The 22,225-nt window shown below is 67.0% G+C and carries 22 protein-coding genes; 7 read left to right on the top strand and 15 right to left on the bottom strand.

The window, feature by feature from the left end; genetic code table 11:
- The 5 genes from cysD to V4U86_RS25580 all read right to left on the bottom strand — a co-directional run bounded on the left by cysD (position 1) and on the right by V4U86_RS25580 (position 4,468).
- A complete protein-coding gene (gene cysD, locus V4U86_RS25600; protein WP_395308653.1) occupies positions 1 to 942 on the bottom strand; it encodes a sulfate adenylyltransferase subunit CysD in 942 nt (313 codons plus the stop codon).
- Entirely contained in the window at positions 939 to 1,739 is an 801-nt protein-coding gene (gene stf0, locus V4U86_RS25595; RefSeq protein ID WP_395308652.1) for a trehalose 2-sulfotransferase, read from the bottom strand. The genes cysD and stf0 overlap by 4 nt, the downstream gene beginning before the upstream one ends.
- Positions 1,740 to 1,805: 66 nt before the next feature.
- The gene (locus V4U86_RS25590; RefSeq protein WP_395308651.1) at positions 1,806 to 3,185 is read right to left on the bottom strand and encodes a sulfatase family protein; all 1,380 of its coding nucleotides are present in this window, start codon (positions 3,183 to 3,185) and stop codon (positions 1,806 to 1,808) included.
- Positions 3,186 to 3,272: 87 nt separating this feature from the next.
- Positions 3,273 to 3,989 (bottom strand): NUDIX hydrolase, encoded by a 717-nt coding sequence (locus V4U86_RS25585; RefSeq protein WP_395308650.1) that lies wholly within the window; start codon positions 3,987 to 3,989, stop codon positions 3,273 to 3,275.
- The gene (locus tag V4U86_RS25580; protein ID WP_395308649.1) at positions 3,986 to 4,468 is read right to left on the bottom strand and encodes a hypothetical protein; all 483 of its coding nucleotides are present in this window, start codon (positions 4,466 to 4,468) and stop codon (positions 3,986 to 3,988) included. Before V4U86_RS25580 ends, V4U86_RS25585 begins: the two co-directional genes overlap by 4 nt.
- A 90-nt stretch (positions 4,469 to 4,558) precedes the next feature.
- On the opposite strand from V4U86_RS25580, the gene V4U86_RS25575 reads away from it, so the two are divergent.
- Positions 4,559 to 5,239, top strand: coding sequence for a phosphatase PAP2 family protein (locus V4U86_RS25575; RefSeq protein ID WP_395308648.1), 681 nt, complete (start codon positions 4,559 to 4,561; stop codon positions 5,237 to 5,239).
- On the opposite strand, the gene V4U86_RS25570 is transcribed toward V4U86_RS25575, so the two are convergent.
- Positions 5,193 to 6,635 (bottom strand): bifunctional phosphatase PAP2/diacylglycerol kinase family protein, encoded by a 1,443-nt coding sequence (locus V4U86_RS25570; protein ID WP_395308647.1) that lies wholly within the window; start codon positions 6,633 to 6,635, stop codon positions 5,193 to 5,195. The two genes, V4U86_RS25575 and V4U86_RS25570, sit on opposite strands and share 47 nt — an antisense overlap.
- Positions 6,636 to 6,713: 78 nt before the next feature.
- Here V4U86_RS25570 and V4U86_RS25565 point away from each other — a divergent pair, with 78 nt between their 5' ends.
- A complete protein-coding gene (locus V4U86_RS25565) occupies positions 6,714 to 7,367 on the top strand; it encodes a L,D-transpeptidase family protein (RefSeq protein WP_395308646.1) in 654 nt (217 codons plus the stop codon).
- Here the strand turns inward: V4U86_RS25565 and V4U86_RS25560 are convergent, their stop codons facing one another.
- On the bottom strand, positions 7,368 to 7,853 hold the full coding sequence (locus tag V4U86_RS25560) for a nuclear transport factor 2 family protein (protein WP_395308645.1): 486 nt from the start codon (positions 7,851 to 7,853) through the stop codon (positions 7,368 to 7,370). It lies immediately after the preceding gene.
- A 92-nt stretch (positions 7,854 to 7,945) separates the two neighbouring features.
- Here V4U86_RS25560 and V4U86_RS25555 point away from each other — a divergent pair, with 92 nt between their 5' ends.
- Both V4U86_RS25555 and V4U86_RS25550 read left to right on the top strand, forming a co-directional pair.
- Positions 7,946 to 9,817 (top strand): Hsp70 family protein, encoded by a 1,872-nt coding sequence (locus tag V4U86_RS25555; RefSeq protein ID WP_395308644.1) that lies wholly within the window; start codon positions 7,946 to 7,948, stop codon positions 9,815 to 9,817.
- A gap of 168 nt (positions 9,818 to 9,985) precedes the next feature.
- Positions 9,986 to 10,678 carry a hypothetical protein gene (locus V4U86_RS25550; RefSeq protein ID WP_395308643.1) on the top strand — a complete coding sequence of 231 codons (693 nt, stop codon included), beginning with the start codon at positions 9,986 to 9,988 and terminating at the stop codon, positions 10,676 to 10,678.
- Positions 10,679 to 10,681: 3 nt separating this feature from the next.
- On the opposite strand, the gene V4U86_RS25545 is transcribed toward V4U86_RS25550, so the two are convergent.
- Positions 10,682 to 11,842: a hypothetical protein gene (locus tag V4U86_RS25545; RefSeq protein WP_395308642.1), complete on the bottom strand. Its 1,161-nt coding sequence runs from the start codon at positions 11,840 to 11,842 to the stop codon at positions 10,682 to 10,684.
- A 199-nt stretch (positions 11,843 to 12,041) separates the two neighbouring features.
- Between V4U86_RS25545 and V4U86_RS25540 the strand changes: the two genes are divergently transcribed.
- Positions 12,042 to 12,890, top strand: a complete 849-nt coding sequence (locus V4U86_RS25540) for a glycoside hydrolase family 16 protein (protein ID WP_395308641.1) — start codon at positions 12,042 to 12,044, stop codon at positions 12,888 to 12,890.
- Here V4U86_RS25540 and V4U86_RS25535 read toward each other — a convergent pair.
- On the bottom strand, positions 12,848 to 14,800 hold the full coding sequence (locus V4U86_RS25535) for a cellulase family glycosylhydrolase (protein WP_395308640.1): 1,953 nt from the start codon (positions 14,798 to 14,800) through the stop codon (positions 12,848 to 12,850). The genes V4U86_RS25540 and V4U86_RS25535 overlap by 43 nt on opposite strands.
- Positions 14,801 to 15,092: 292 nt before the next feature.
- The gene (locus V4U86_RS25530) at positions 15,093 to 16,910 is read right to left on the bottom strand and encodes a cellulase family glycosylhydrolase (RefSeq protein ID WP_395308639.1); all 1,818 of its coding nucleotides are present in this window, start codon (positions 16,908 to 16,910) and stop codon (positions 15,093 to 15,095) included.
- A 683-nt stretch (positions 16,911 to 17,593) separates the two neighbouring features.
- On the opposite strand from V4U86_RS25530, the gene V4U86_RS25525 reads away from it, so the two are divergent.
- The gene (locus V4U86_RS25525; RefSeq protein WP_395308638.1) at positions 17,594 to 18,292 is read left to right on the top strand and encodes a HemK2/MTQ2 family protein methyltransferase; all 699 of its coding nucleotides are present in this window, start codon (positions 17,594 to 17,596) and stop codon (positions 18,290 to 18,292) included.
- Entirely contained in the window at positions 18,289 to 18,522 is a 234-nt protein-coding gene (locus tag V4U86_RS25520) for a CDGSH iron-sulfur domain-containing protein (protein WP_395308637.1), read from the top strand. The genes V4U86_RS25525 and V4U86_RS25520 overlap by 4 nt, the downstream gene beginning before the upstream one ends.
- A 3-nt stretch (positions 18,523 to 18,525) precedes the next feature.
- Here V4U86_RS25520 and V4U86_RS25515 read toward each other — a convergent pair whose 3' ends face one another.
- From V4U86_RS25515 to V4U86_RS25495, 5 genes are all read right to left on the bottom strand, one after another.
- Complete coding sequence (locus V4U86_RS25515; protein ID WP_395308636.1) at positions 18,526 to 19,209, bottom strand: ANTAR domain-containing protein; 684 nt, start codon at positions 19,207 to 19,209, stop codon at positions 18,526 to 18,528.
- A 61-nt stretch (positions 19,210 to 19,270) separates the two neighbouring features.
- Positions 19,271 to 19,657, bottom strand: coding sequence for an STAS domain-containing protein (locus tag V4U86_RS25510; RefSeq protein ID WP_395312210.1), 387 nt, complete (start codon positions 19,655 to 19,657; stop codon positions 19,271 to 19,273).
- Between the two features lie 145 nt (positions 19,658 to 19,802).
- The gene (locus tag V4U86_RS25505; protein ID WP_395308635.1) at positions 19,803 to 20,822 is read right to left on the bottom strand and encodes an iron-containing redox enzyme family protein; all 1,020 of its coding nucleotides are present in this window, start codon (positions 20,820 to 20,822) and stop codon (positions 19,803 to 19,805) included.
- Positions 20,823 to 20,852: 30 nt separating this feature from the next.
- Complete coding sequence (locus V4U86_RS25500; RefSeq protein ID WP_395308634.1) at positions 20,853 to 21,944, bottom strand: M42 family metallopeptidase; 1,092 nt, start codon at positions 21,942 to 21,944, stop codon at positions 20,853 to 20,855.
- Positions 21,929 to 22,222, bottom strand: a complete 294-nt coding sequence (locus V4U86_RS25495; protein WP_395308633.1) for a DUF4235 domain-containing protein — start codon at positions 22,220 to 22,222, stop codon at positions 21,929 to 21,931. The genes V4U86_RS25500 and V4U86_RS25495 overlap by 16 nt, the downstream gene beginning before the upstream one ends.
- Between the last annotated feature and the right edge of the window lie 3 nt (positions 22,223 to 22,225).

The following is a 22,225-nucleotide window of genomic DNA, read 5'->3' as shown; positions in this document are numbered from 1 at the left end:
TCAGAAGTACCCCTCCCGCTTGCGGTCTTCCATGGCGGCAACGGATGTCCGGTCGTCGGCGCGGGTCTCCCCGCGCTCGGACACCGTGGCCGCCGAGATCTCGCCGATCACCTGCTCGACGGTGGTGGCGGTGGACCGGACCGCGCCGGTGATGGTGAGGTCCCCGACGGTGCGGTAACGCACCCACTCCACCGCCGAGGTCTCGGCGCCGGTGGGTCGGGCGTACTGCGACACCGCTAGCAAGATTCCGTCGCGTTCGAATACCTCGCGTTCGTGCGCGAAGTAGATCGACGGCAGCTCAAGGTTTTCCAGCTCGATGTAGCGCCAGATGTCGATTTCGGTCCAGTTGGACAGCGGGAAGACACGCACCTGTTCGCCCTTGCGGATCCGGCCGTTGTACAGCGACCACGGTTCGGGGCGCTGCGCGCGTGGATCCCACTGGCCGAACTCGTCGCGGAAGCTCAGGATGCGTTCCTTGGCCCGGGCCCGTTCCTCGTCGCGGCGGGCACCACCGAACGCGGCGTCGAAGCCACCGGCCTCCAGCGCGTCGAGGAGGGTGCGGGTCTGTTGCCGGTTACGGGACGCACCGGGACCCGGATCGGCGACCCGGCCGCTGTCGATGGTCTCCTGCACCGAGCCGACGATCAGCTTGTGCCCGACCCCGGTGGTGCGCCGGTCACGGAACTCGATGACTTCGTCGAAGTTGTGGCCGGTGTCCACATGCAGCACCGGAAACGGCAACGGCAATGGCCGGAAAGCCTTCTCCGCCAAACGGAGCAGCACGATCGAATCCTTGCCGGCGGAGAACAGCAACACCGGGCGCTGCAACTCGGCGGCGACCTCGCGGATGATGTGGACGGCCTCGGCTTCCAGCAGGCGCAGCTCGTCGACGTGCAACTCGTCGGTGCTCGTCGGCTCCTCACGCAAGCTCTCGTCGGTCATGTCGGCAGCCCCTCCCGGTGTGCATCGGCCCGGTACCGGTCCACCCAGGCATCGGACCGCTGATCGGCTTGGCGTTCCAGCACCGGTGCCGGCGCCAGCCGCGGATCCAGTCCCAGCCGTTGCAGTACCTCGGCGACGACGGTGGTGAGGTTGCGCCACAGGTACGGGTAGGAGATGTCGAGCGGTTCGACGCCTTCCTCCTCGAACCAGGTCCGCCAGCCCTCCTCCTGGGCCCGCAGCATGGTGATGACGTATGCGATGGCCCCGGCGTGGTACTCCGCGCGGGCGTCGCGCCCCGGGTCGGGGCGTCCCCGCCAGACCCGGGTCTGAGCGGCGCGCCAGAAGGACACCGCCTGGGACACCACGTCGGGCCGGTAGACGTGCACCAGCACCGGATCGCTGCCGACGACGTCGCGGATGGCCGAGAGCAGGCCGGTACCGGACCGGTCCGGCAGATCCTTGGCACGGTCGGTCAACAGTGGGGTCTGGTTCCACATCAGCTTGCCGCCCCACACCCCGTTCGGTGTGCGCCCGACGGTCTGGATGTAGTCCCGCCAGATGGTGGCCGGCGCCAGGTCGGGCTTGCCCTCCACCAACGGGTCGAGCAGGCGCAGGATCGATTCGTCCTGCACGCCGGCGAACCACTCGCGTGGTTGCGGCGACATACTGGTGTTCGGCAGGTACTGGAAGAACTCCTGCGGTTCGCCGGCGACGCCGGTGGCGCGCAGCGATTCGACGAGCAGCGTGCTCCCGCTGCGCTGCGACGCGAGCACGAGATACGCCTTCGGGTGGGCCATGGGCGAGAACTCTAACCGCAATTGTTTCCGGCCGCAGACGCGATATTCGGGTCAGCCTGAATTTAACTATTGCGAGGACTGGGGCGCATCTTCGATGCCGCGATCCTCGGCTATCGCGGAGCGGCTCAACCCCGGCCATTCCTTGATCGTCAAATACGTTTGCGTGTACCGCTCCGAGATTCTGGTCCCGGCGAATTCGGAAGGGATGACATCGTTTGTCTGCACCCGCCAGTCGTTCAGTCGCAGCGCGAGCTCGCGGGCGATTTCTGCGGTTTCTGCAGTAAGTGGTGTGCCGAACAGATTGTGTGACTCGCCCGGGTCGGTCCTGAGGTCATACAACTCCCGCGCTGGGCGCGGGCTCAGCGCATTCGGGCCGACGACCGCGCCGGGCGCGCTGTCGGCGATATCCCACGGCAGATCCAACAATGGTCGTGATGCGTAATTCTCGATGTAGGAGAATTCCTTTGTCCGAATGGCTCGAATGGGGTCGAAAGAATCGTGATAAGTCTTTGTCGAATACACCTCGGTGCGCACCGGAGAAGGTGTTTCCGCGGGTCCGGTGAAATTGTCCGCATGCGACAAACCCTCGATCTCGGCGGGTGCGGCCACCCCCAGCAGGTCCAGCAGCGTGGGCACCAGATCCACCCCGCTGAACAGTTCGTCATACACCTGCGGCGGGACGCCCGCCCCGGTCGGTGGGCGCACGATCATCGCGATCCCGGTGCCCGCGTCGTACAGGGTGGACTTGGCCCGTGGCAGGGCCGGTCCGTGATCGGTCATGAAGACCACCCAGGTGCTGCGGTCCAGTCCGGTTTCGGTCAGCGTGTCCAGCAGTCGACCCACCGCGGCGTCGGCCACCGTGATCGAGCCGTAGAAGTCGGCGAGGTCCTGGCGGATCTCCGGGGTGTCCGGCAGGTAGCCGGGCAGCGCCACCGAGGCCGGGTCGGCGGGTTCGTACCGGTCATGCGGGTAGGGCCGGTGCGTCTCGAAGAAGCCCGCGGTGAGCAGGAACGGCCTGGACAGCTCCGCAGAGGCCCGGCGCAACCAGTCGTCGGCCTGTTCGACGACATACTCACAGTACGAATTCGAGACGTCGAACTCGTCGAATCCCAGGCGCGAGGGGAAGGAGGTCTCGTGCTGCATACCGAACAGCGCGGTGTGCCAGCCGGACTCGGACAGCACCGCCGGCAGGGTGCGGACCCCCGCCCGGTACTCCCACCCGTGATGGGCCAGACCGACCAGGCCATTGCTCTGCGGGTAGCGCCCGGTGAACAGCGATCCGCGCGAGGGTGAGCACAGCGGAGCGGTGGCATGCGCCCGGGTCAGCAGGATGCCTTCGGCGGCGAGCTGGTCCAGCCGCGGGCTCTGCACATCGGTGTGCCCGTACGCGCCGAGATGCCGCCCCAGATCGTGCCAGTGCACGATCAGTACATTGCTCTTCTGCATCTGGCCACCATCCCACAACGGAACCGCGCGCTGCAGTTGGGTTTTGCGCAGCGTGACCGTTGCGCTTCACCCGGCGGCCGCGATGTGCTATCGCCAGGCGAACACCGGCTGCTCGAGCTGATCCACCGGGTCGCCGCGGCCTTCCAGACCCAGCCAGCGCAGCTGCAACAGCACCGCGCCGGTCGGCGCGTGAATCAGGTCGTTGCCCAACGGGATCTGCACCACCGGCCGGGGACTCTCGGGGATGGAGATGAACCGCGGCGAATCCTCCCGCTGCAGCTGATGCAGTCCGACCCGGTAGACGGCGACGACCTCGTCCGGGGACGGCACCAACTCCAGCCGTCCGCCGCCCCACAGCACCACCGGTGTGATCACGTAACCCGACCGGGTCGGGTAGTCGTCGAGCAGGCCCAGCACCGAACTCCCGGGCAGATCGACACCGACCTCCTCGTGCAGTTCGCGCAGGGCGGCATCGGTGGACGTCTCACCCGGGTCGAGACGCCCGCCCGGCAGCGCCCACTGCGCCGAATGGGAGTTCAGCCGCGATGCCCTGCGGCACAACAGGAACGATGCGCCGCCGGACACGTCGACCATCCGGCCGTCCAGCGAGTCGGGCATCGGCCGCCCGGCGATCCAGTCTTCGACCGGGGCGGGATCCACCCGGTCCTCCCCGAGATGGGAGTCCACCAGGGTGATCGCCACCGCGGCACGCCGCTTGGCCGGATCGGTGAAGGTGCGGCGGTCGTGAGCGGCCAGGTTGGCTCGGATGCGCTCCCGCAGAGTGGCGTCGTAGCTGATCGTCATGGGTGGTACGGCACCCCGACGGCGCGGAAGACGAACTCCGGTGGGACGTCGTAGGACAGCAACCGCCGCGGTAGGCGGGCCAGTACGTCCTCGGGCAGCGACTCCTTGTAGTGCAGCGACAGTCGGCCCTCGCAGCGCGGGTCGACCTCGGCGACATCGACGTCGATGACCAGACCGTCGGCGGAGATTTCGGCGGTGACCGGGCCCGAAAGTGTTGCGTCCCAGCGCAGGTCGATGGCCCGCCCGGCGAGTTTGGGGACGGTGGCCAGGGTGCCGAGCACCCGCTGGGTGGTGAACACGAGTGACCCGGAGAAACTGGTCACGCTGCCCGCCGACCGTTGGCCCGGCACCTTGCCGGAGAAGCGCCTGGTGATCGGTACGTATTCGGCGAAGTAGATGATGCCCTCGGCCTCCACGGCCTCGCGCAACTCACTGGGAAGTTTGCCGATGCGCAGGAGTTTGCGCAGGAACACCGCCATGGATCGCACGATACGCCAACCGCAGCGGCGCCTATGATCGGCCATGAGCCGGCGCCGGACCGGTTCACCGTCGGGAACAGGGGAGTGTCCTTGCTGTACAGACTTTCCCCGCGTCATCCCGCGGTGCTGGCCGGCGCGGTCGCGGCGGCCGCGGTGTTCCTGCTGGCGTTGGCCGGGGTGCTCGCGGGCTGGACCTGGATGGTCGACGCGGACTGGGCGGTGCTGGACCCGCTGTATCGGTACGGGGCCGCGCATCCGGGCTGGGTGACCGCCTGGAACGTGCTGTGCACGGTGTTCCACCCGGCGGTGTTCCGGCTGCTGGCGCTGATCTGGATCGTGTACGCGTTGGTGCGCCGTGACTACCGGGTCGCGCTGTTCCTGGGGCTCACAGCGGAGTTCTCCGCGCTGATCGTCGTGTTCGCGAAAGCGGTTGTGTCGCGGCCCCGCCCGGCCACCGCGCTGGTCTCCGAACTGTCCTCGTCGTTTCCGTCCGGTCATGCGCTGGGCGCGTCGGCAGCTGTCACGGCCGCGCTGGTCGTGGCATGGCCTGCGCTGCGCCATCATTGGCGTGTCGCGGCGGTCATCGCAGGTCTGCTGATCGTGGCGGCGGTCGGTATCGGGCGGGTGGTGCTCAACGTGCACCACCCCTCGGATGTGCTGGCGGGATGGGCGCTCGGCTATCTGTGGGTGATCGCCTGCCTCCCGGTGCTGACCAGCAGCCGGTTCACGGCAGTGGACGAAACACCGGCAGCGACCGGTACCGACTCTTGAAAGTGGCCTCCTGGCAGACGATTTCCACCTCACCGTCATGCGCGATCGGGGTCGGTCCGTCGACGGCGGTGAAGCTGAATTCGGGTACCCGCAGCTCGTGGTACAGCGGGCTGTTCGCCAGTCGGCCCAGTGCCAGCGCGGTCAGGATCCGTATCGTCGCGAACTTGGGGCCGGTCTCCAGGATGCGCACGTCGATGAGCCCGTCATCCATCCGGACGCGCCGAGCCGGAGCGAAACCCGAGGGCGAGTACAGCGAATTGCCGAGGAAGAACAGCGAGGTCTGCACCGTCTTGTCGTCGTAGCGGATCCGGACGGTGGCGTCGCTGCGCAAGGTGCGGTACAGCGCCCACGCACCGGCGAGCGGCTTACCCATCCGGCGTTCCAGCTTCTCGCGGATCCGGACGAACTTCGGGTAGGCGCCGATACTGGCGGTGTTGACGACGGTGTCCGAGTCGTTGAACGCGATGGTGTCGACGAATGCCGCCGACCCGGTGCGGATCGCCTCGATGGTCGACGCCACGGTCTCGCAGCCGATGTCCTTGGCGAAATGGTTGAAGGTGCCGCCGGGGAACACCGCGAGCGGAACCTCGGCATCCAGCGCGATCCCGGCCGCGCACGACACGGTGCCGTCACCACCGCCGACCGCGAGCACCTCGGCGCGGGCCGCCGCCGCGCGCAACTTCTCCTCGATGTCCTCATCGTCGCCGACCTCGACGACCTCGATCTTGGGGAGCGCCTCGCGGACCTCGTCGACGATGCGTGCCCCGGTGCCGCTCCCCGAGTTCGGGTTGACCACCAGCACCACCCCGTCCCCTTCGGGACGAGCAGGGGTGTCGAAGCGGCGCGGCTCGGAGGCGGTGACCGGTGGCTCGACCATGGTCGGCACGATCGCCGCGCCGGTCAGCGCCACCGCGGTGCCGATGCCGAATCCGGCCAGCACATCGCCGGGGTAATGCGCACCGGTGGCCACCCGGGACAGGCCGACCAGCCCGGCGAGTACCCCGAGCCCGACGCCGAGGGAGCGGTTCTCCAGGCCCACGCCGACGGCGAACGCGGCCGCACTCGCCGAATGCCCGGACGGCAGCGAGTTCGACGTCGGCATCCGCCGGGAGCGCCGCAACACCGGGACGGAGGCGAAGTCCGGTCGCGGGCGCTTCCATAGCCGTTTGGCGCCCTGATTGGTCAGCAGGCTCGTCACGGCCAGGGTGACCAGGGCCCGGGCCGCGCCGCGCCGCATGGACGGGGTGCCGGTGGCCATCAGCCCCGCCCCGATCGCGATCCACAGTTTCGAGTGGTCGGCGGCCGCGGTGAGCTTGGGCATCACGGTGTCGAGCGCTGTGCTGTCGGATTCCGCAACGGCTTCGAAGATGCGCCGGTCGACCGTTCCCAATCCCATGGCTACCAAAGTACGCAGAAACCAACGTGTCTAAACCTTTACTTGACCCGGGCGGGGGTGGGTGCCGACGATGGACGGATGCGCCGACTGGTCCTGCTGTTGAGCGCACTCTGGCTGGCGTGCGCGGCGCCGGTGCCCGTCGTCCACGCTGCGGAGACACCGTGGTTCGTGAACTCCGTCGGCGGTGCGACCCAGGTGGTTTCCGTTGTGGGCGTAGGGGCCACAACCGCGAAGATCGACGTGTGGGAGCGCACCGCGGCCGGCTGGAACCCGATCGGGGTGGGCATTCCGGCCCACATCGGTTCCAACGGGATGGCCCAGCAGATCCGCGAGGGTTCGAAGACCACACCGATGGGCGTGTTCACCCTGGACTTCGCGTTCGGCACGCAGGGCAATCCCGGCGGTGGGCTGCCGTACGTGCAGGTGGGTCCGAATCACTGGTGGGACGGTGACGTCGCCAGCCCCACCTACAACACCATGCAGGTGTGTGAGAAGGAGCGGTGCCCGTTCCGGACCGACGGCGGCGGCACCGAGAACCTGCAGATCCCGCAGTACGCGCACGCCGTGGTGATGGGGGTCAACAAGGCCCGCACACCCGGCGCCGGCAGCGCCTTCTTCCTGCACTCCACCGGCGGCGGCCCCACGGCGGGGTGCGTGGCCATCGACGACGCCACTCTGGTCGAGATCATCCGGTGGCTGCGCCCCGGCGCGGTGATGGCCGTCTCCAAGTAGTCAGATATTCAGGGCGCTGCCGGGTTTCAGATGGAACCCGAGATTCTCCGTGGACATGGTGGCTTCGTAGGTGCGGTCGTATCCGGTGGCGCAGATCTTCCAGCCGTCGGCGGTGCGGCGGTAGCGGTCCCGGTAGAACGCTGCCCCGATCAGCATGAAGTTGAAGTCCGCCACGATCACCCGGTCCTGCAGGTACCAGCGGCCCGACGCCTCGTCGGGGCCGTCCAGCGTGATCTCCGGGTGGTCGACGCGATGCTCGGTGATGATGGCCGGGCCCAGCGACTGGCGCATGAACCCGACCAGCGCGTCCCGGTCGGTGAAATGCAGCACCTCGTCGCCGACCGAGGAACCGTAATCACCGACGACGTCCTCGGTCAGGGTGGCGGCGAAATCGTCCCAGTGCTTGGTGTCCAGCGCGCGCAGGTAGCGGTACTTGACCTGTTTGATCTCTTCGATTTCACCGTGGGTGTCTGCCATGCCCGCCATCACAGCACAGCGTTTCGCCGATGTCCCGAACTCCGGCCATCCGCGTTGTGTCCGTTCGGTCGATCTGCCCGGCGGCGGTTAGGGTGGGCCCAATGACCGACCCGCTGGGGTTGTCCATCGGGACGACCAACCTGGTCGCGGCACGTGTCGGCGACCGTCCTGTCACCCGGCGCGCAGTACTGACACTTCCCGTGCAGGGCGCGCCGGAAATCGGCCTGCCATCCGGGCAACCCGGACAGGTGCTGACCGGATTCGTTGACCGCGTTGGCGATCCGGTGCCGTTGGTGGCCTCCGACGGGTCCTCGTACGCCGCCGAGGATCTGCTGGTCGAAGCGCTGGAGGCGATGGTCGGTGTCGTCGGGGCCACTCCGTCGGCGCAGACCTCCATCGCGGTGCCTGCGCACTGGACCGCGGCGACCCTGCGGACGCTGCGGGCGACCCTGCGCGCCAACCCGGTGCTCGCACCCGGCGGCGCGACACCGCGCCTGGTCTCCGATGCTGTCGCCGCGCTGACCTCGTTGAACACCGATCCGGGGCTCAAGGCCGGCGGACCGGTGCTGCTGGTGGACCTGGGTGGTGGCGGTACCAGCCTCACCCTCGCCGATTCCGGGGCGGCTTTCGAGCCCCTGGACGAGACCACCCGGGTCGCCGAGTTCTCCGGCGACCTGATCGACCAGGCCCTGCTGACCCACGTGCTGGCCGGTATCGAGGACACCGATCCGGGGGCGACCGCCGCGGTGGGCCTGCTCGGCAAGCTGCGCGAGGAGTGCCGGCAGGCCAAGGAGAGACTGTCGGCTGTCACGGCCACCGAGGTTCCGGTGGAGTTGCCGGGCTACCGGTCGGTGGTCCGGGTGACCCGCGCCGAGCTGGAGGCGCTGCTGGCCGAGCCGCTGGCCCGGGTGCTCGCCGAACTGGACGCCCTGCTGGAGCGCAACCGGCTGGGCTGGGCGGACGTCTCGGTCATCGCCACCGCGGGTGGCGGGGCCAGCATTCCACTGGTCACCCAGCGACTGTCCGAGCATTCGCAGCGTCCGGTGGTGAGCACCCCGCAGCCCGCGCTGGATGCGGCCGTCGGCGCGGTGCTGTTTGCGGCCTACGCGGCCGAGGCCGGGGCGCAGACCGGGATGGCCCCGGCGGCCGGTGCCGACGCGCCGACCAGCATGGCGCCGCCGGTGGTGGTTCCCGACCCGTCCGGATCCTCGACCTTTCGGGCCCTGGCCTGGTCCCAGGACGAGGACGCCGGCGCCGAGCCGGTGCCCTACGCCGGTCCTGACGAGTACCCGAGTCCCTACACGGGCGTCAACCCGTATGTTTCCGAGGACTCGACTCGCGTTGTCTCCCAAAATGTTCCGGAGCAGTACGACGACGAACGCCGGGGTATGCCCCGGCTGCCGATGGCGGTGTTCGCCGCGGCCGGCATCCTGTCCGTCGTCGCCCTCGGCGGTGTGGCCATCGCTTTGACCGGAGTCTCGGAGACCGACACCCCCACCCCGTCGACCGCCCCGGTCACCGGGGTGCTGACCCCGGAACCCGCGCAGCCGCCGCCGGCGGTCGAGACCCCGCCGCCGGGCATCGTCACCGTGACCGAGGCACCGCCCCCGCCGCCGGAGCCGGCGGCTCCGCGGCCGGTGGCCCCGACCTACACGACGACGACCACCCAGCCGACCACCACCACGACCACGACGACGACCACCACGACGACCACAACCACCACCACGACGACCACGACGACGCCGTCCACCACCACGACCACCACCACGACCACGGCGCCCACCACGACGGGCCCGACGACGACGGTGCCCACCACCACCGAACCCGACACCCTGCCCACGACAACGGCCGAGGTCACCACGGTCGTGCCGACCACGCAGGCGCCGGCGATGCGGACCACCTACATCAACGTTCCTTTGCTGCCGCCGATACCTGTGCAGGTCCCGAATCCGGGCGTGCCCGCCGCGCCGTAGCTGCGCCCCCGGCGCTCACCTGCGCATACCAATCTTTCGAAGAGTTGAGCCGCTGCGACACGCCGGGTTATAGTCACCCGGGTTAAGTCACGGATGTGTAACGACAAGCAAACGGCCGGGTCTCGGACGTTGCTGAACGAGAAGTTCGCGAGCTCGAAGGTGTGGTGAATGCGACGACAACGAATGGCCGGTGAGCGGCTCCGGTCGTCGGCGGCACTGGCCGCGATCGTCGCCCCAGCCGCGGTCCTCTTCTCGATCAGCCCGGACCTGGCGCCCCCCGTCACCCCCGATAACGTCGTCCAGGTCACCGCTGCCGAGGTCGCTCCCGCTGTCGAGGCGGTGCCGCTGGGGATGGAGATTGTCGCCGCGCCCGCAGCCTTCGCCTGGAATTCGGCCCCCGTCGCAGCAGCCGCTCCCGAGGTGGCCTCCGCCCAGCTCGTATCGGCGTCCCGATGGCGCGCGGACACCAGGTCGCTGTTGCTGCCCAAGGGCGTCGCCTCCGAGCACGGCCTTCAGGTTAAGACGATTCTGGCCGCCCGCGCCATCAGCGCGACGTTCCCCGAGATCCGCAGCATTGGCGGCGTCCGCCCCGACGCGCTGCGGTGGCATCCCAACGGCCTCGCTCTCGACGTCATGATCCCCAACCCCGGCAGTTCCGAGGGGGTCGCACTCGGGAACCAGATCGTCGCGTATGTGCTGAAGAATGCGGCCCGGTTCAGCGTGCAGGACGCCATCTGGCGCGGCACCTACTACACACCGAGCGGGGCGCAGGGGTCCGGTGGATACGGCCACTACGACCACGTGCACGTCACCACCACCGGTGGCGGCTACCCGACCGGCGGGGAGCAGTACTTCCGCTAGGCGTTACGCCGGATCGCTGCCGCCCGACGGCTGGGCATCGGACTTCGCATCGCGGGCCGACGGGGCGTCGTCGCGGGCAGCTTTCGTGCCGCCGGTCAGCTTCTTGACGGTGTTCCGGACGTTCGTCCGGAAGTCCTTGATGTGCTGCCGGACTCGGGCGCCCGGATCCTTCCGGACAGCCGGCGCCGACGGAGTCGTCTCGTCGGTGTCCACCGATTCGGTGGCCGCGGGCTCATCGGGGACGGCGTCGGTTCCGCCCGACGGTGTCGACGCCTCGGAGTCCGCCTCGTTGCCCAGCGGTTCGGCGGCGGGCACCTTCGGCGAGGTTTCCGGTGCGTCGGCAGCGGCACCGGTTTCCGCCGCGGAGTCCTTCGTCGAAGCGCTCTCACCGACATCGACGGACAAGGTGTGCACCGACGCGCGGACGTCGGGGATCGCGGTGACGATATCGTTGGGGGTCTTGATGTTTCGGACCCTGGGCTGCTGACCCCACGGTGTCAACAGACCCGGGGCCGGCAGGTAGGCACCCTCCCGGCCCGGCAGGATCGGGCCGAGGTCCCCGTAACCACCGAACAGCAGTCCGTCGATCACATGGAACGGTGCCCGGACGATGGCCTTGATGAATGGTTCGATGCGGTAGGTGGTGGTCGAGTAGTAGATCTCCGTGTGCGCGTACCCGGCGGCGCCGATGGCGCTGAGCAGCGGCCCGACCAGGCGGACGAACGCGTACTCCAGGAACTTCGGGACCTGACGGATCTGATCGCCGAGCACCGGGAAATTTCGGGCAACCGCCTCGGCCACCGCGTCATTGAGCGGGCCGATGACCAGGGGAGTGATCGGTGCCAGCAGGATGTCCGAGACCAGGGCGTAGTTCCAGTGCGTGAGCTCCGGGTCCGGCCAGTGCTCGTGCACGGTCCACCACAGGTCAGGGGCTTTTCGGGTGACGGCGTCGACGCTCTGGCCGACCGCGGCGCGTGCGCCGTCGGCGATCGATCGCAGATCGTGGAACAGGCCTGCCGGCGCCACGTCCATGGTCACGACGCGTGGCGTGTCGACGACCGCGTGAATATCCGGGGTGATCGTCACCGGTGACAGTGCGATGGCACCGGCACCGGCCAGCGCGACTCCGGTGCTGAACGCCTGTCGAAAAACCTTGTTGGCCATGGCTTTTGTGATCCCCGCGTCGAAATGGACAGTTTGCCGACGCAAACGCTAGCCGAGGGCGCCGCGAAATTGGGGGTTCCCTTCCGGCGGCCGCGGTGGTCAACGATTGCGTGGTTACGCGCGAAACGCCAGTCACCTCGTTTATGGTTCGGCTGTGCCTGAATTCGATCGCCCTGCATTTGACCGACGAAGCGCCTTGATGATCCTGGGCCTGGGAGCGGCGGCTGCCGCGCTACCCGCCCCCGCCGCGCACGCGGAGCCGCTGCCGGGCGATCTGCCCCCCGGCCCGGCCCCGGGACCCGGCGCCCCGGCACCGGAGGTCGCCGCGCCGGCCATGCTGTTCCAGGACGAATTCAACGGTCCGGCCGGTTCACCGCCGAACCCGGCAGCCTGGTTCATCGTCCCGCAGCGCGAGACCATCCGGAACCCGCACGAGTGGGACAAACCGTTCAACATGGGCCGCTACGTCACCGATCAGGAGCACGTCTTCCAGGACGGCAACGGCAACCTCGTCATCCGCGCGACCCGCGGCGAGGGTGCGAACATCCAGGAGAAGTACGCCAGCGCGAAGATCATCGGCAACTGGCGCGGCGGGGTCGGCACGACCTGGGAGGCGCGCGTCAAACTGAACTGCCTGACCGACGGCGCCTGGCCGGCGTTCTGGCTGATCAACGACAACCCGGTCCGCGGCGGCGAGGTCGACCTCGTCGAGTGGTACGGCAACCGGGACTGGCCGTCCGGCACCACCGTGCACGCCCGGCTGGACGGAACGCAGTTCCAGACCCATAAGCACCCGGTCGACGGCGACTGGCACACCTGGCGGATGACCTGGAAGCCGGAAGGCATGTACTTCTGGAAGGACTATGCGCCGGGGATGGAGCCGTACTTCACCGTGCTGGCCAACTCCTTGCCGGAATGGCCGTTCAACGATCCCGGATACACCATGGCCCCGGTGTTCAACATCGCAGTCGGGGGTTCGGGTGGTCGCGAACCCGCGGGCGGAACCTACCCGGCAGAGATGCTGGTGGACTGGATCCGGGTGTTCTGACCCGCGTCGTCTGCCGCTGACTCGTCAGTGCCCCGGTCGGTTGACGTCGTGTTGCCGGCCGGGTCCGGCGAGTCGGTCTCGGCGTCCGGTGTGGACGCGTTCTCCAACGTGTCCCGGTCCTCGTCGACCTCATCGGTGGTGGTGAGATCGGGTTCCTCGCCGGATTCCGGATCGGTGATCTCGAGTTCGTCGTTCTCGGAGACCTCCTGGTCCAATTCGGCGTCGACGGTCTCGTCGGGCGCCGTCTCGTCCACCGGGGTCTCGTCCACCGGGGTCTCGTCGACCTCCACCGCGGGTTCGACGACTTCGGGCTCGGCGACGGCGGGCTCGGCCTGCTCGGAAGCATCGGCGCGGCCGTCGGAGGTATCGGTCTCGGTGGGCTCGGGTGCACCGTCGTCGACGGCGGCAAGCTCGTCGAGCGTCGATACCGTCGCGGTGGCGGCCATCCGGTTCTGCGCGGGTGCCGACTCCTCGTTGCCGAAGCAATCCTGGATCTTGTCGACCACCCAATTCACCGAGGTGACAATGGCATCGGCGATCCCGTGCACGACCCACGAGGTCAGATCGACGAGTCCCTGCACCACGTTCACCGTCACCTCGGCGATGGTCTTGACCACCCACACCGTGGCGTCGATGACCGCATCCACCACGTCGACCACGAGGTCGACGACCCCGTTGATCACGGCCACGGTGGCCTGGGCGAGACCACGGACGAGGTTCTTGATCGCGTCGAGGATGGGGTGGCCGGGCTCCACGGGTCCCAGGCCCGCGATGAAGTCGCGGATGACCTGGACGGCCGGCTTCGCGTCCCAGTCGGTCTCCCAGATGCCGAAATTGTCCTGCTGTTCGGATGTTCCGGTATCGAGGTCGCGCGCCGAGTAGATGAAGATCGGGCCGGTGCGGTCCTCCTTCTGCCAGTTCGCCAGGAAGTCCGCGATGAAATCGGCCTGCTTCTGATACATGGCGGCATCGGACGGCACGGTGGGAAGGCCGTATTCGGTGGCCCAGATCTTGAGGGCGGCGTCGCCGTAACTGTCCATCATGGCGCGCATCTCGCGAAGCTGCAGCATCGGAGATTCGCGCTGGTTCTCCTGGTCGGAGAACTTCATGTCGTTCTTGTACGGGTGGAACGAGATCGCGTCGAAGAATCCGTGCGCGCCCGCGGCATACATGCCTGCCAGATAGTCGGTCGGATTCATCAACAGAGTGCCACCATTGAGGTTGACGCCCGAGCCGAGCACGCCGGCGATTACGGTGATGTCGTCGTCGGGGTCGTCGGGATCGTCATATGCCTTGATCTCGTCGTAGGCGGCCTTGAGCATGTTGGTGTAACCGGTCGGATCGACGGGATTGAGGAACGGTCTGCCGTTGGGCTCGTTCCAGATCTCGATGGCCGAGATCTTGCCCTCGTACTTCTCCGCGACGGCCCCTGCGAACGCTCCGAACTTCGTCGGGTCCGGCATCCCCGACATCGGTGGGGTGTTGTCCGGATCCAGCCGGGCCCAGCCCGGCGTTTCGTGCAGGACGGCGAGAATGCCCATGCCTCGTTCGTGTGCCTCATTGATGACGTAGTCGATCTTGTGGTTGTCCCAGACGAAGTCGCCGTTCGCCAATTGCGTTGAGAGCCAGGAGATTCCCACCCGCACGTTCTGGACGCCGATGGACTGCATCATGTCCAGCTGTTTGTTGATCAGGTCGATGTCGTCGAGCCGCATGAGATTGGAATCCGCCAGTCCGACGGTCGTCGGCGAATCGTCGATGGCAGCCACCAACTCGACAGCCTGGGATGAGGAACGAAGCTCGATCGGTACGCGTAACTCGGTGGTGGTGCACACCGTGGCCAGGGCGATCAGAGAGGTGGCGGCGATCATGCTCTGCCGGTGAACGGTCCTGCGATCTTGCCTGCCCATGCCGACTCCCGCTCCGCAGAAATAGCTGTGAAAAGCCAATGTGGACCCCGACGATAGCAAAGCAATGTCCTGATCAGACGGGATTTACTTGGGTAGATGGCGGGTAAGTCGGCGCGCGGGGTAGCGACGCCCCAATCAAGATCATTGTTTGCTGGATGAACAACTTTGCCACAACCGGTGGTGAGATCCGAAGGCTCGGCTCGCTGGCGGTCAAGGTGGCCGGAGAAAAGTTAGCTCCCGGACAAGCGGGAGCCGAGACGGTATCTACCGCCTCGGCCCCTGGGTGATCGGGTCAGTCGTCCGAGGACGAACCGTCCGAACCGGAGGAATCCGACTCGGATCCGCTACCGCCCGACTCGCTGGATGCCCGGGATCCGCCCGCGCTGTCCGCACCCTCGGACTCGGTGGAGTCACTGGTCGACTCTGCCTCGGCCGCCGCGCGTTCCGTGCGCGGCGTCGCGGTGGATTCGGCAGTAGCAGAATCCTGCTCGGTTGATTCGGCGGCTGTGCCGTCCTCATTCGCGACCGATTCCGTCCGAGGCGTCTGACGCGCATCGACCTCGTCCGTCTCCGCTTCGGCATCCTCCGGGGTGGCCGAACGGCGGTCGGCAGCCGAGGTCACCGCCTGCGTGGACTCGTCCAGAGCGGAATCTGTTGCAGTGGAGGGCTCTTCACCCTCCGGCGTTCGGTCGGCCTCGGCCTCGGCGACGGCAGTACGTGCAGCCACGGTCGCCTCCGTCGCGGCACCGGACGATTCGGCTTCGGTCAACGCTTCGGTTTCGGCGGCGGTAGCCGTCTCTGCTTCGGCCGCGGTCAGCGCCGAGACCGTCGTGGTCGCCGGTGTCGGGTTGAGGGCCTGGCCCCACGCCGCCGCCCAATTCGCTGCCGCATCGTCGAGCGCTTTCTGCCAGTTCGCGATCGCCTGCGCGACCGGGTCAACCGGCGTTTCCGGAGTGGGCTCCTCCGCCTCGGGTTCGGTGGGCAGGGCCGGATCCTCGACGGCCGGGACCTCACCGGCGTCCAGCGGGCCGTTCTCCTCGATCCAGGCCTGCACTGCGAGGGCGGCCTGCTTGGGAGTCCAATCGTCGCGGAACAGCCCGTAGGTGTCCTCGGGATTGGTCGACCCGGTGTTCAGATCCACCAAGTTGTAGAGGAACATCGGTCCCGCTCCGTCGAGTTCGGACCAGGTGTCCATGAAGTCGTCGATGAACTCCGCCTGTTGCGCCTCCGAGACAGTGGCGGTGGGGAGTCCGTACTCGCTGGTCCACACCGTCTTGTCGCCGTCACCGTTCTGCTCCATCAACGCCTGGATGTCCTCGAGGATGCCGATTCCCGAAATCGGGCTGCCCGCACCGTCACTGAACCGCCAATCGTTGTTGTACGGGTGATATGACAGGGCGTCGAAATATCCTGCAGCTCCTGCGTCGTACATGCCCTCGATGAACTCGACCGCCCCGATGTTGTATCCGTCACCCCAGCTCTGTCCGGCGTACACGACACCGCCGACCACCGTCCCGCTCGGATCCACGGCCTTCACCGCCTCATAGCCGGCCTTCAACACCTCGGTGTACGCGGCAGGGTCCGGCCCTGGCTGCCAGAAGGGGGTGGCGTGGGGTTCATTCCAGATTTCGTAGGCGGAGATGCGAGCGGACTCGGGGTCACCCTCGCCCGCGCCGTAACGTTCCGCGAGCGCGCCCATGAAGCTCCCGAAGTCCTCGGGGTTGCGTGGGGCGCCATAGGGGGACCAGGAGTCGGTGGCCCAGGTCGGTGTGCTGGTCACCGCACCGAGGACGGCGATGCCGCGTTCCTCGGCGGCATTGACCACCTTGTCGACATTGGTCCAGTCGTAGACGCCGGGAGCGGGTTCCACGAAGTACCACGGAACGAACATCCGGACCTGCGTGACCCCCATCGACTCCATGGTGTCCATCGCGACATCGACCTCTTCCGGGGTCATGTAGAACAGTTCGGATTCCGCCACGCCGACGGCGTTGGCGGACGTATCGATGGCAGCGGCCAGCGAGACCGCCGCGGTGACCTGTCGGATTGCCTCGTCCTGCGGTGACAGGTTCACCGGCGCTGCCGCACCCACGTGCACCGATGCGCCCACCAGGGTGAACGCAAACAACGGCGCCGCGACTGAGCAAACCGATTTTGCTGATCTTGGCCAAGGCCTCCACATGATGTCATCTCCAAACTTCCGAAAATGCCGGAATCTTCGTTGTGATGCGGCCTACGCCGCGGACAACTCGAGCTGTACCCGGGCGGAAAAATGACCAATCAGAAATTTCCGATTTCGGATCTGTCGCAAACGGTGAGGGTGCGGGGAACGAAGGCATATAGCCAGTTCATGACGGACTTTATAATTGATCTCGGCGTTGATTAGTAACTTCAATTTCGCTGGCCGGAGTTCGTGTCAGCGCGGGGGCAGTCGGGTCAACGCGGGTTTGCTGATTCTCATATTCAATTGGCACAGGTGAAAATTTATAAGCTGCTAGGCAAACTTGATAACAATTCCTTTGGTCAAGATCGAATTTGCTGTAGATCAATATCAACGTAAAAACAGCTCGTAACCGGCAAAGGTTCATTCGGCTTGATGCTTCGCGAAATGTGGCACCGCAGGTGGCGTTGGGCCCGAGCCGCAGCTGCCCGCCTGGCCCGATGGCGCAAGGAGGTCCACCCGGCGAGCGTTCCGCGAACAGGTGTTTGATCTGCGGCGATACCGGGCATGCCTGAACGGCAAAGCTGGCCCGTTGATCCCCTCTGGCCCGTTGATCTTTTGAGAGGCAGATTGTGACCACCGCATACTCGTTCGAATCCAACGCCCAACTGGTCGGCATGGTCGCCGAGGGCGTCTATGCGCCCCAGGAAGATTCTCAGCTTCTGATCAATGTGATGGACAAGACGGCGCTGGCTCTCGGTAGCCGCGTGGCCGACCTGTGTACCGGCAGCGGCGTCGTCGCGGTCAATGCTGCCGCACAGGGTGCCTCGAGCGTGTCGGCATTCGACATCTGCCCCAAGGCTGTTCGGTGCGCCCGGGCAAATGCTCAGGTGCATGATGCCGCAGTGGAGGTGCACCTCGGGTCGTGGGCGCGAGCCGCGGAATTCGGCCCGTACGATCTGGTGGTCTGCAACCCCCCGTACGTTCCTCATGACCCGTCCATCGAACCCGCCCCCACCGCGGTCGGCCCTGCCCGCGCCTGGGACGCCGGACTCGACGGGCGGATGGTGCTCGACCCGCTGTGTGCAGCCGCGCCCGGTCTGCTCGCTGACGGCGGCAGCCTGCTGCTGGTGCAGTCTGAGTTCGCCGACCCGCGTCGCACCTTGGAGCTGTTGTCCGAAGCCGGACTGGACGCCGATATCGTTGCCTGGGAATGGATTCCGTTCGGTCCGGTGATGCATTCACGCGCCGAGTGGCTCGAGGAGACGGGCCGTCTGGAGCCCGGCCGGCGCGAGGAAGAACTGCTGGTGATCCGGGCAGACAAACCATGACCACCGAAGAACCGCGTACGGTACGCGTGGTGCGTCGCGGCCCTGTGATGGTGCAGGGCCCGGTCCGCATCGAACTGCCGGACGGTAGCTGCGTGGAGTCCGACCGATTCATGGTCGCCATCTGCGCCTGCGGGCGCAGCAAGAACTACCCGCTCTGTGATACCAGCCACCGCCGCCAGCGGCGGGTGACGAACTCCAAGGCGGACCGCGCGCAACAGCCCGCCGTCTAGTACTCAGTCTCGGGTGTCGATGACCTGCTGGGCGACCTGCACCAGCTTGGTATTGGTCTCCTGGGAAACCTGGCGGAGCATTTCGAAGGCCTGGACGTCGTTGACCTTGTAGCGCTCCATGATGATGCCCTTGGCCTGGCCGATGCGGTCGCGCGTGGACAGCGCGGCCTCCAGTTGCTCACCCTCCTGGCTGGCCAGGATGGCCGCGGCGGCGTGAGCTGCGAGTACCACGCCGGTGGTTTCGGCCTCTCCGCGCCAGACGTTCGGCTCGAATCCGAACAGATTCAGTGCCCCGGCGGTGCGATCCGATGTGTAGAGCTTGAACGACAGACCGCTGAGGACCCCGATCTCCACACAGGCCGGCGCGTACTGCGGCCAGCGATCCTCTTTGCGGAAGTCGTCGGTGCGCACGATCAGATCGTCGAGTGCGGCTTGCACACAGGGACCTTCGTCGTACTGCATCTGCAGCCGGTGCAGTTCAGAGGTGAGTCGCGCGTCCTTGGGCACCGTCTCGAAGGTGCGCTCCTTGCCGATCAGCAGGACCCCGGCGGCATCCACTCCGGGGATCAGTTCCAGGGCCGCGGCAGCAACGCCGGACAACACTTCGTCGAGACTGCGTGGGCCGGCGAGAGAGCGAGCTAACTCGGCCATTCGCGAAGCCAAGTCCTGCTTCTCCAAGTACGTCATACCCGGCATTGTGCTCTACGGGTGAACTTCCGGACAAAAAACCCGCAAGCTGCCTGCAGCACTAGGGGGCGAGCGCCGTCAATGCCTCATCCAGAGTGGGGTAGACGTCGATAATGTCGGCGACCCCAATCAGTTTGAGCGGCCTGCTGGTGATCGGCCCGTCGGCGACGATCGCGAAGGGGACAGCGGGTGTCAGGTCCGAGTGCGCCGTTACGAGTGCGCCCATTCCGGAGGATCCGAGGAAATCGACGGCGGTGAGGTCGACCACCAGACCCGCGGGCGCCTTTGCGGCGGCAGCCGAGATCTCGGCCTCCAAGTCCGGCGTGGTGAGCACGTCGAGAGTGCCGTGAACCGACAGTACGGTCACGCTCCCGGACTGCTGCTCCCGCACGGTGCAACCGGCCACCGCACTACGACCTCCGACGATCGGCTCTGGCTCGCTCACCATCGTCACCTCCGAATCTTCATCCCCGCCAGGGCGGCGGCATTGCACGAATTCTATCTGTGACGACATCAGGGAACGGTGGCGGAGGTCGCGACGACCTTTCGAGGGCCATGCCGCGCAGAACTATCCGCACGACGAAGAGGTTGGCTCACTCCAGCGGCCGCCGCAATGAGCTCCGCCCGTCAGCCCATGCGCTCATCATGTGTCCTGCCAACCGGTCCTCGACGACCGCGTGGGCTCGGATACCGAACACCACATCGCGGTCGAGGTGCGGTTCACGGGCCACCAGGTCGCCCACCACATCGGTGCGCACCACCTGTTCGTGCACGGCATCCGCCTCGACGTGCTCGGCGTAGAAATCGATACACGGTCGCGGCGCACCCATCCGTTCGAGTGCCGCCACCAGCCGTTGTGACCCAGGAGGCGACGTGATCTCGGTCGATGCGAAGTGGCCCACCGCGGCGCCGCGCAGTCCGCGATGAAGTCCGAACAGGGACATCAGGTTAACGGCCGCCAGCGCCTCGGCAGGCACATGGTCGATGTAGCCGAGATAGCTGGAATCCAGGTCTGCGGCGTCCAGGAGGTCGGCGAACAGTTGCTGGTGCAGTCTGGTGCCGCGGCCCGCGCCGAACTCGTCGTATTCGACGGCGACGAAGGCCGCCTTGGCCTGCCCGACCAGTCTGGGGATCGCCCAGGCGTGCGGGTCGCCTTCCTTGAGGTGGTACAGCGACCGGTGCACGAAGTACTCGCGCATCTGCTCCCAGGTGCCCTCGTCGCGCAGCTGGTAGGACAGGCCTTCGCCGTCCGCCGGTTCGATCGCCAGTTCCCGCATCTCCTCCAAAGCCGTTGCATCCGGCTCGATTTCACCGACCAGCCGGCGGATCTCGGTCAGGAAAGTGTTCTCCATCCGCCCGCGCAGATGTAGCAGCCCGGCGTTCCATTCCCAGCCGGTGTCGACACCGGCGAAACCGCGGTAGTGCAGTTCGTAGCAGATGTAGAGCGCCAGGTGCAGGTCCAGGCCGTACGGGTCGGCATCGCCCAGTGAAGCCTCGACCTGAAGGAGATGGTTGGCCGGCGCGCGTTCTGCGAGAAGTTCGGTCACGGCGAGCGACAGTGGACCGCGCGGGTCGGGAAGCCGGGGTTCGACGTAGATGGGGGCAGCAGTCACGAGTCGCGGGGTACCCGGCTTTCACCGGGTTCAATCACCGGATGTCGACCGTCGATCGCGCAGGAAGGCGACCAGGACGTCTGCTGCAGCCGCCACCGCGTCCTGCGCGATGACCTCGTAGCCGTGCGTACTGAGGGTCGGAATGCAGAGCAGGCCGGCACGCGGGCTGGTGCCGAGAGCCTTGGCATGCGAGGCGTCGGATTCGAAAGCCCCGAGCACCGCGGGCTGCGCGGTCAGGCCCTGCTGCTCGACGATATCCATCAGTCGGTCTGCAATGGTCTTGTCATAGATGGTCATGGCGTCGCTGTAGGCCACGATGGGCCCACCGTGCACCGACGTCCCGTATTCGGCTTCGGTGGGCCCCACCTCGACCGCCAGGGTGATGCCGGCCGGCAGCGTGCGGGAGGCATACGTGCCGCCGTTCGCGCCGACCTCCTCGGCCGTCGTGAATACCAGGTAGACGTCGGCGGCTCCCCGCGCGCCGGACTCGTGCAGTTGGCGGGCGGCCTCCAACAGAACGGTGATCGCGGCGCGGTCATCGAGGAAGTATCCGCCGACGTAGCGGCCGAACCGCACCAGGTCGCGCTTGCTGCGATGCACGCACACGCGGGTGCCGGGACCCACGCCCGCGTCCCGGAGCTCGTCGCAGCTACGCCCGGTGAACCCGTAGACATGCAGCCAGTCCAGCGCTTTGTCGCCCTGATCGGGTTTCGTCTCCCAAATGCGTTGGCTTTCCTTGGTGGAATGCTCCGACCCCAAGGTCAGCACGCCCGCCAATGCTTGCCTGCGGCCCAGGATGGCGATCGGGCCCAGGCCGAAATTCCCGGGATACATTGTGCCGAGCGGGGACAGGTGCAGGGTCCCGTCCGGCTCGACCCGCTTGACGATCATGGACAGCTCGTCCATGTGCGCCATCACCCGAACGGGCGGGTTCGCCTCGCCGCCCGGACTGCCCCGCAGCAGTCCGACCACATTGCCTGCATCATCGACCCACATGTCGTCCACCAGCGGCTCGAGTTCGCGCAAGCAGATCTCCCGGACGGCATCCTCGAAACCGCACGGCCCGTAGGCCCCAACCAATTCCTGCAGAAGGCCGTCCGTCAACCTCAACTCCCCGGCCATTCACCGGTCCAGCGCTCGAAGACGCGCGCGCCCTGGCGATCGATGACGGTCTTGACCACGGAAAAGACCACCCCCTGAAGCGCCGCCGCCAACACCACCTCCTTGAACGAATACTCATGCTCCAAGGCGGTCGGCGGATCGGAGTGGTCTCCGGGCGCGGTCCGCTTCCAGATCTGCTTGAAGATCGCGCCGGCGACGAGGCCGCCGATGAGTGAACTTGCCAGCCCCACAGGGCGATACATGAGTTTGGCGGTCAGGGTCGGCTTATGGGTCGACATGTC

Origin of the sequence: Mycobacterium sp. AMU20-3851 (assembly GCF_043974665.1) — a bacterium.
GTDB lineage: Bacteria > Actinomycetota > Actinomycetes > Mycobacteriales > Mycobacteriaceae > Mycobacterium.
This window is presented reverse-complemented; position numbering and strand designations above follow the sequence as displayed.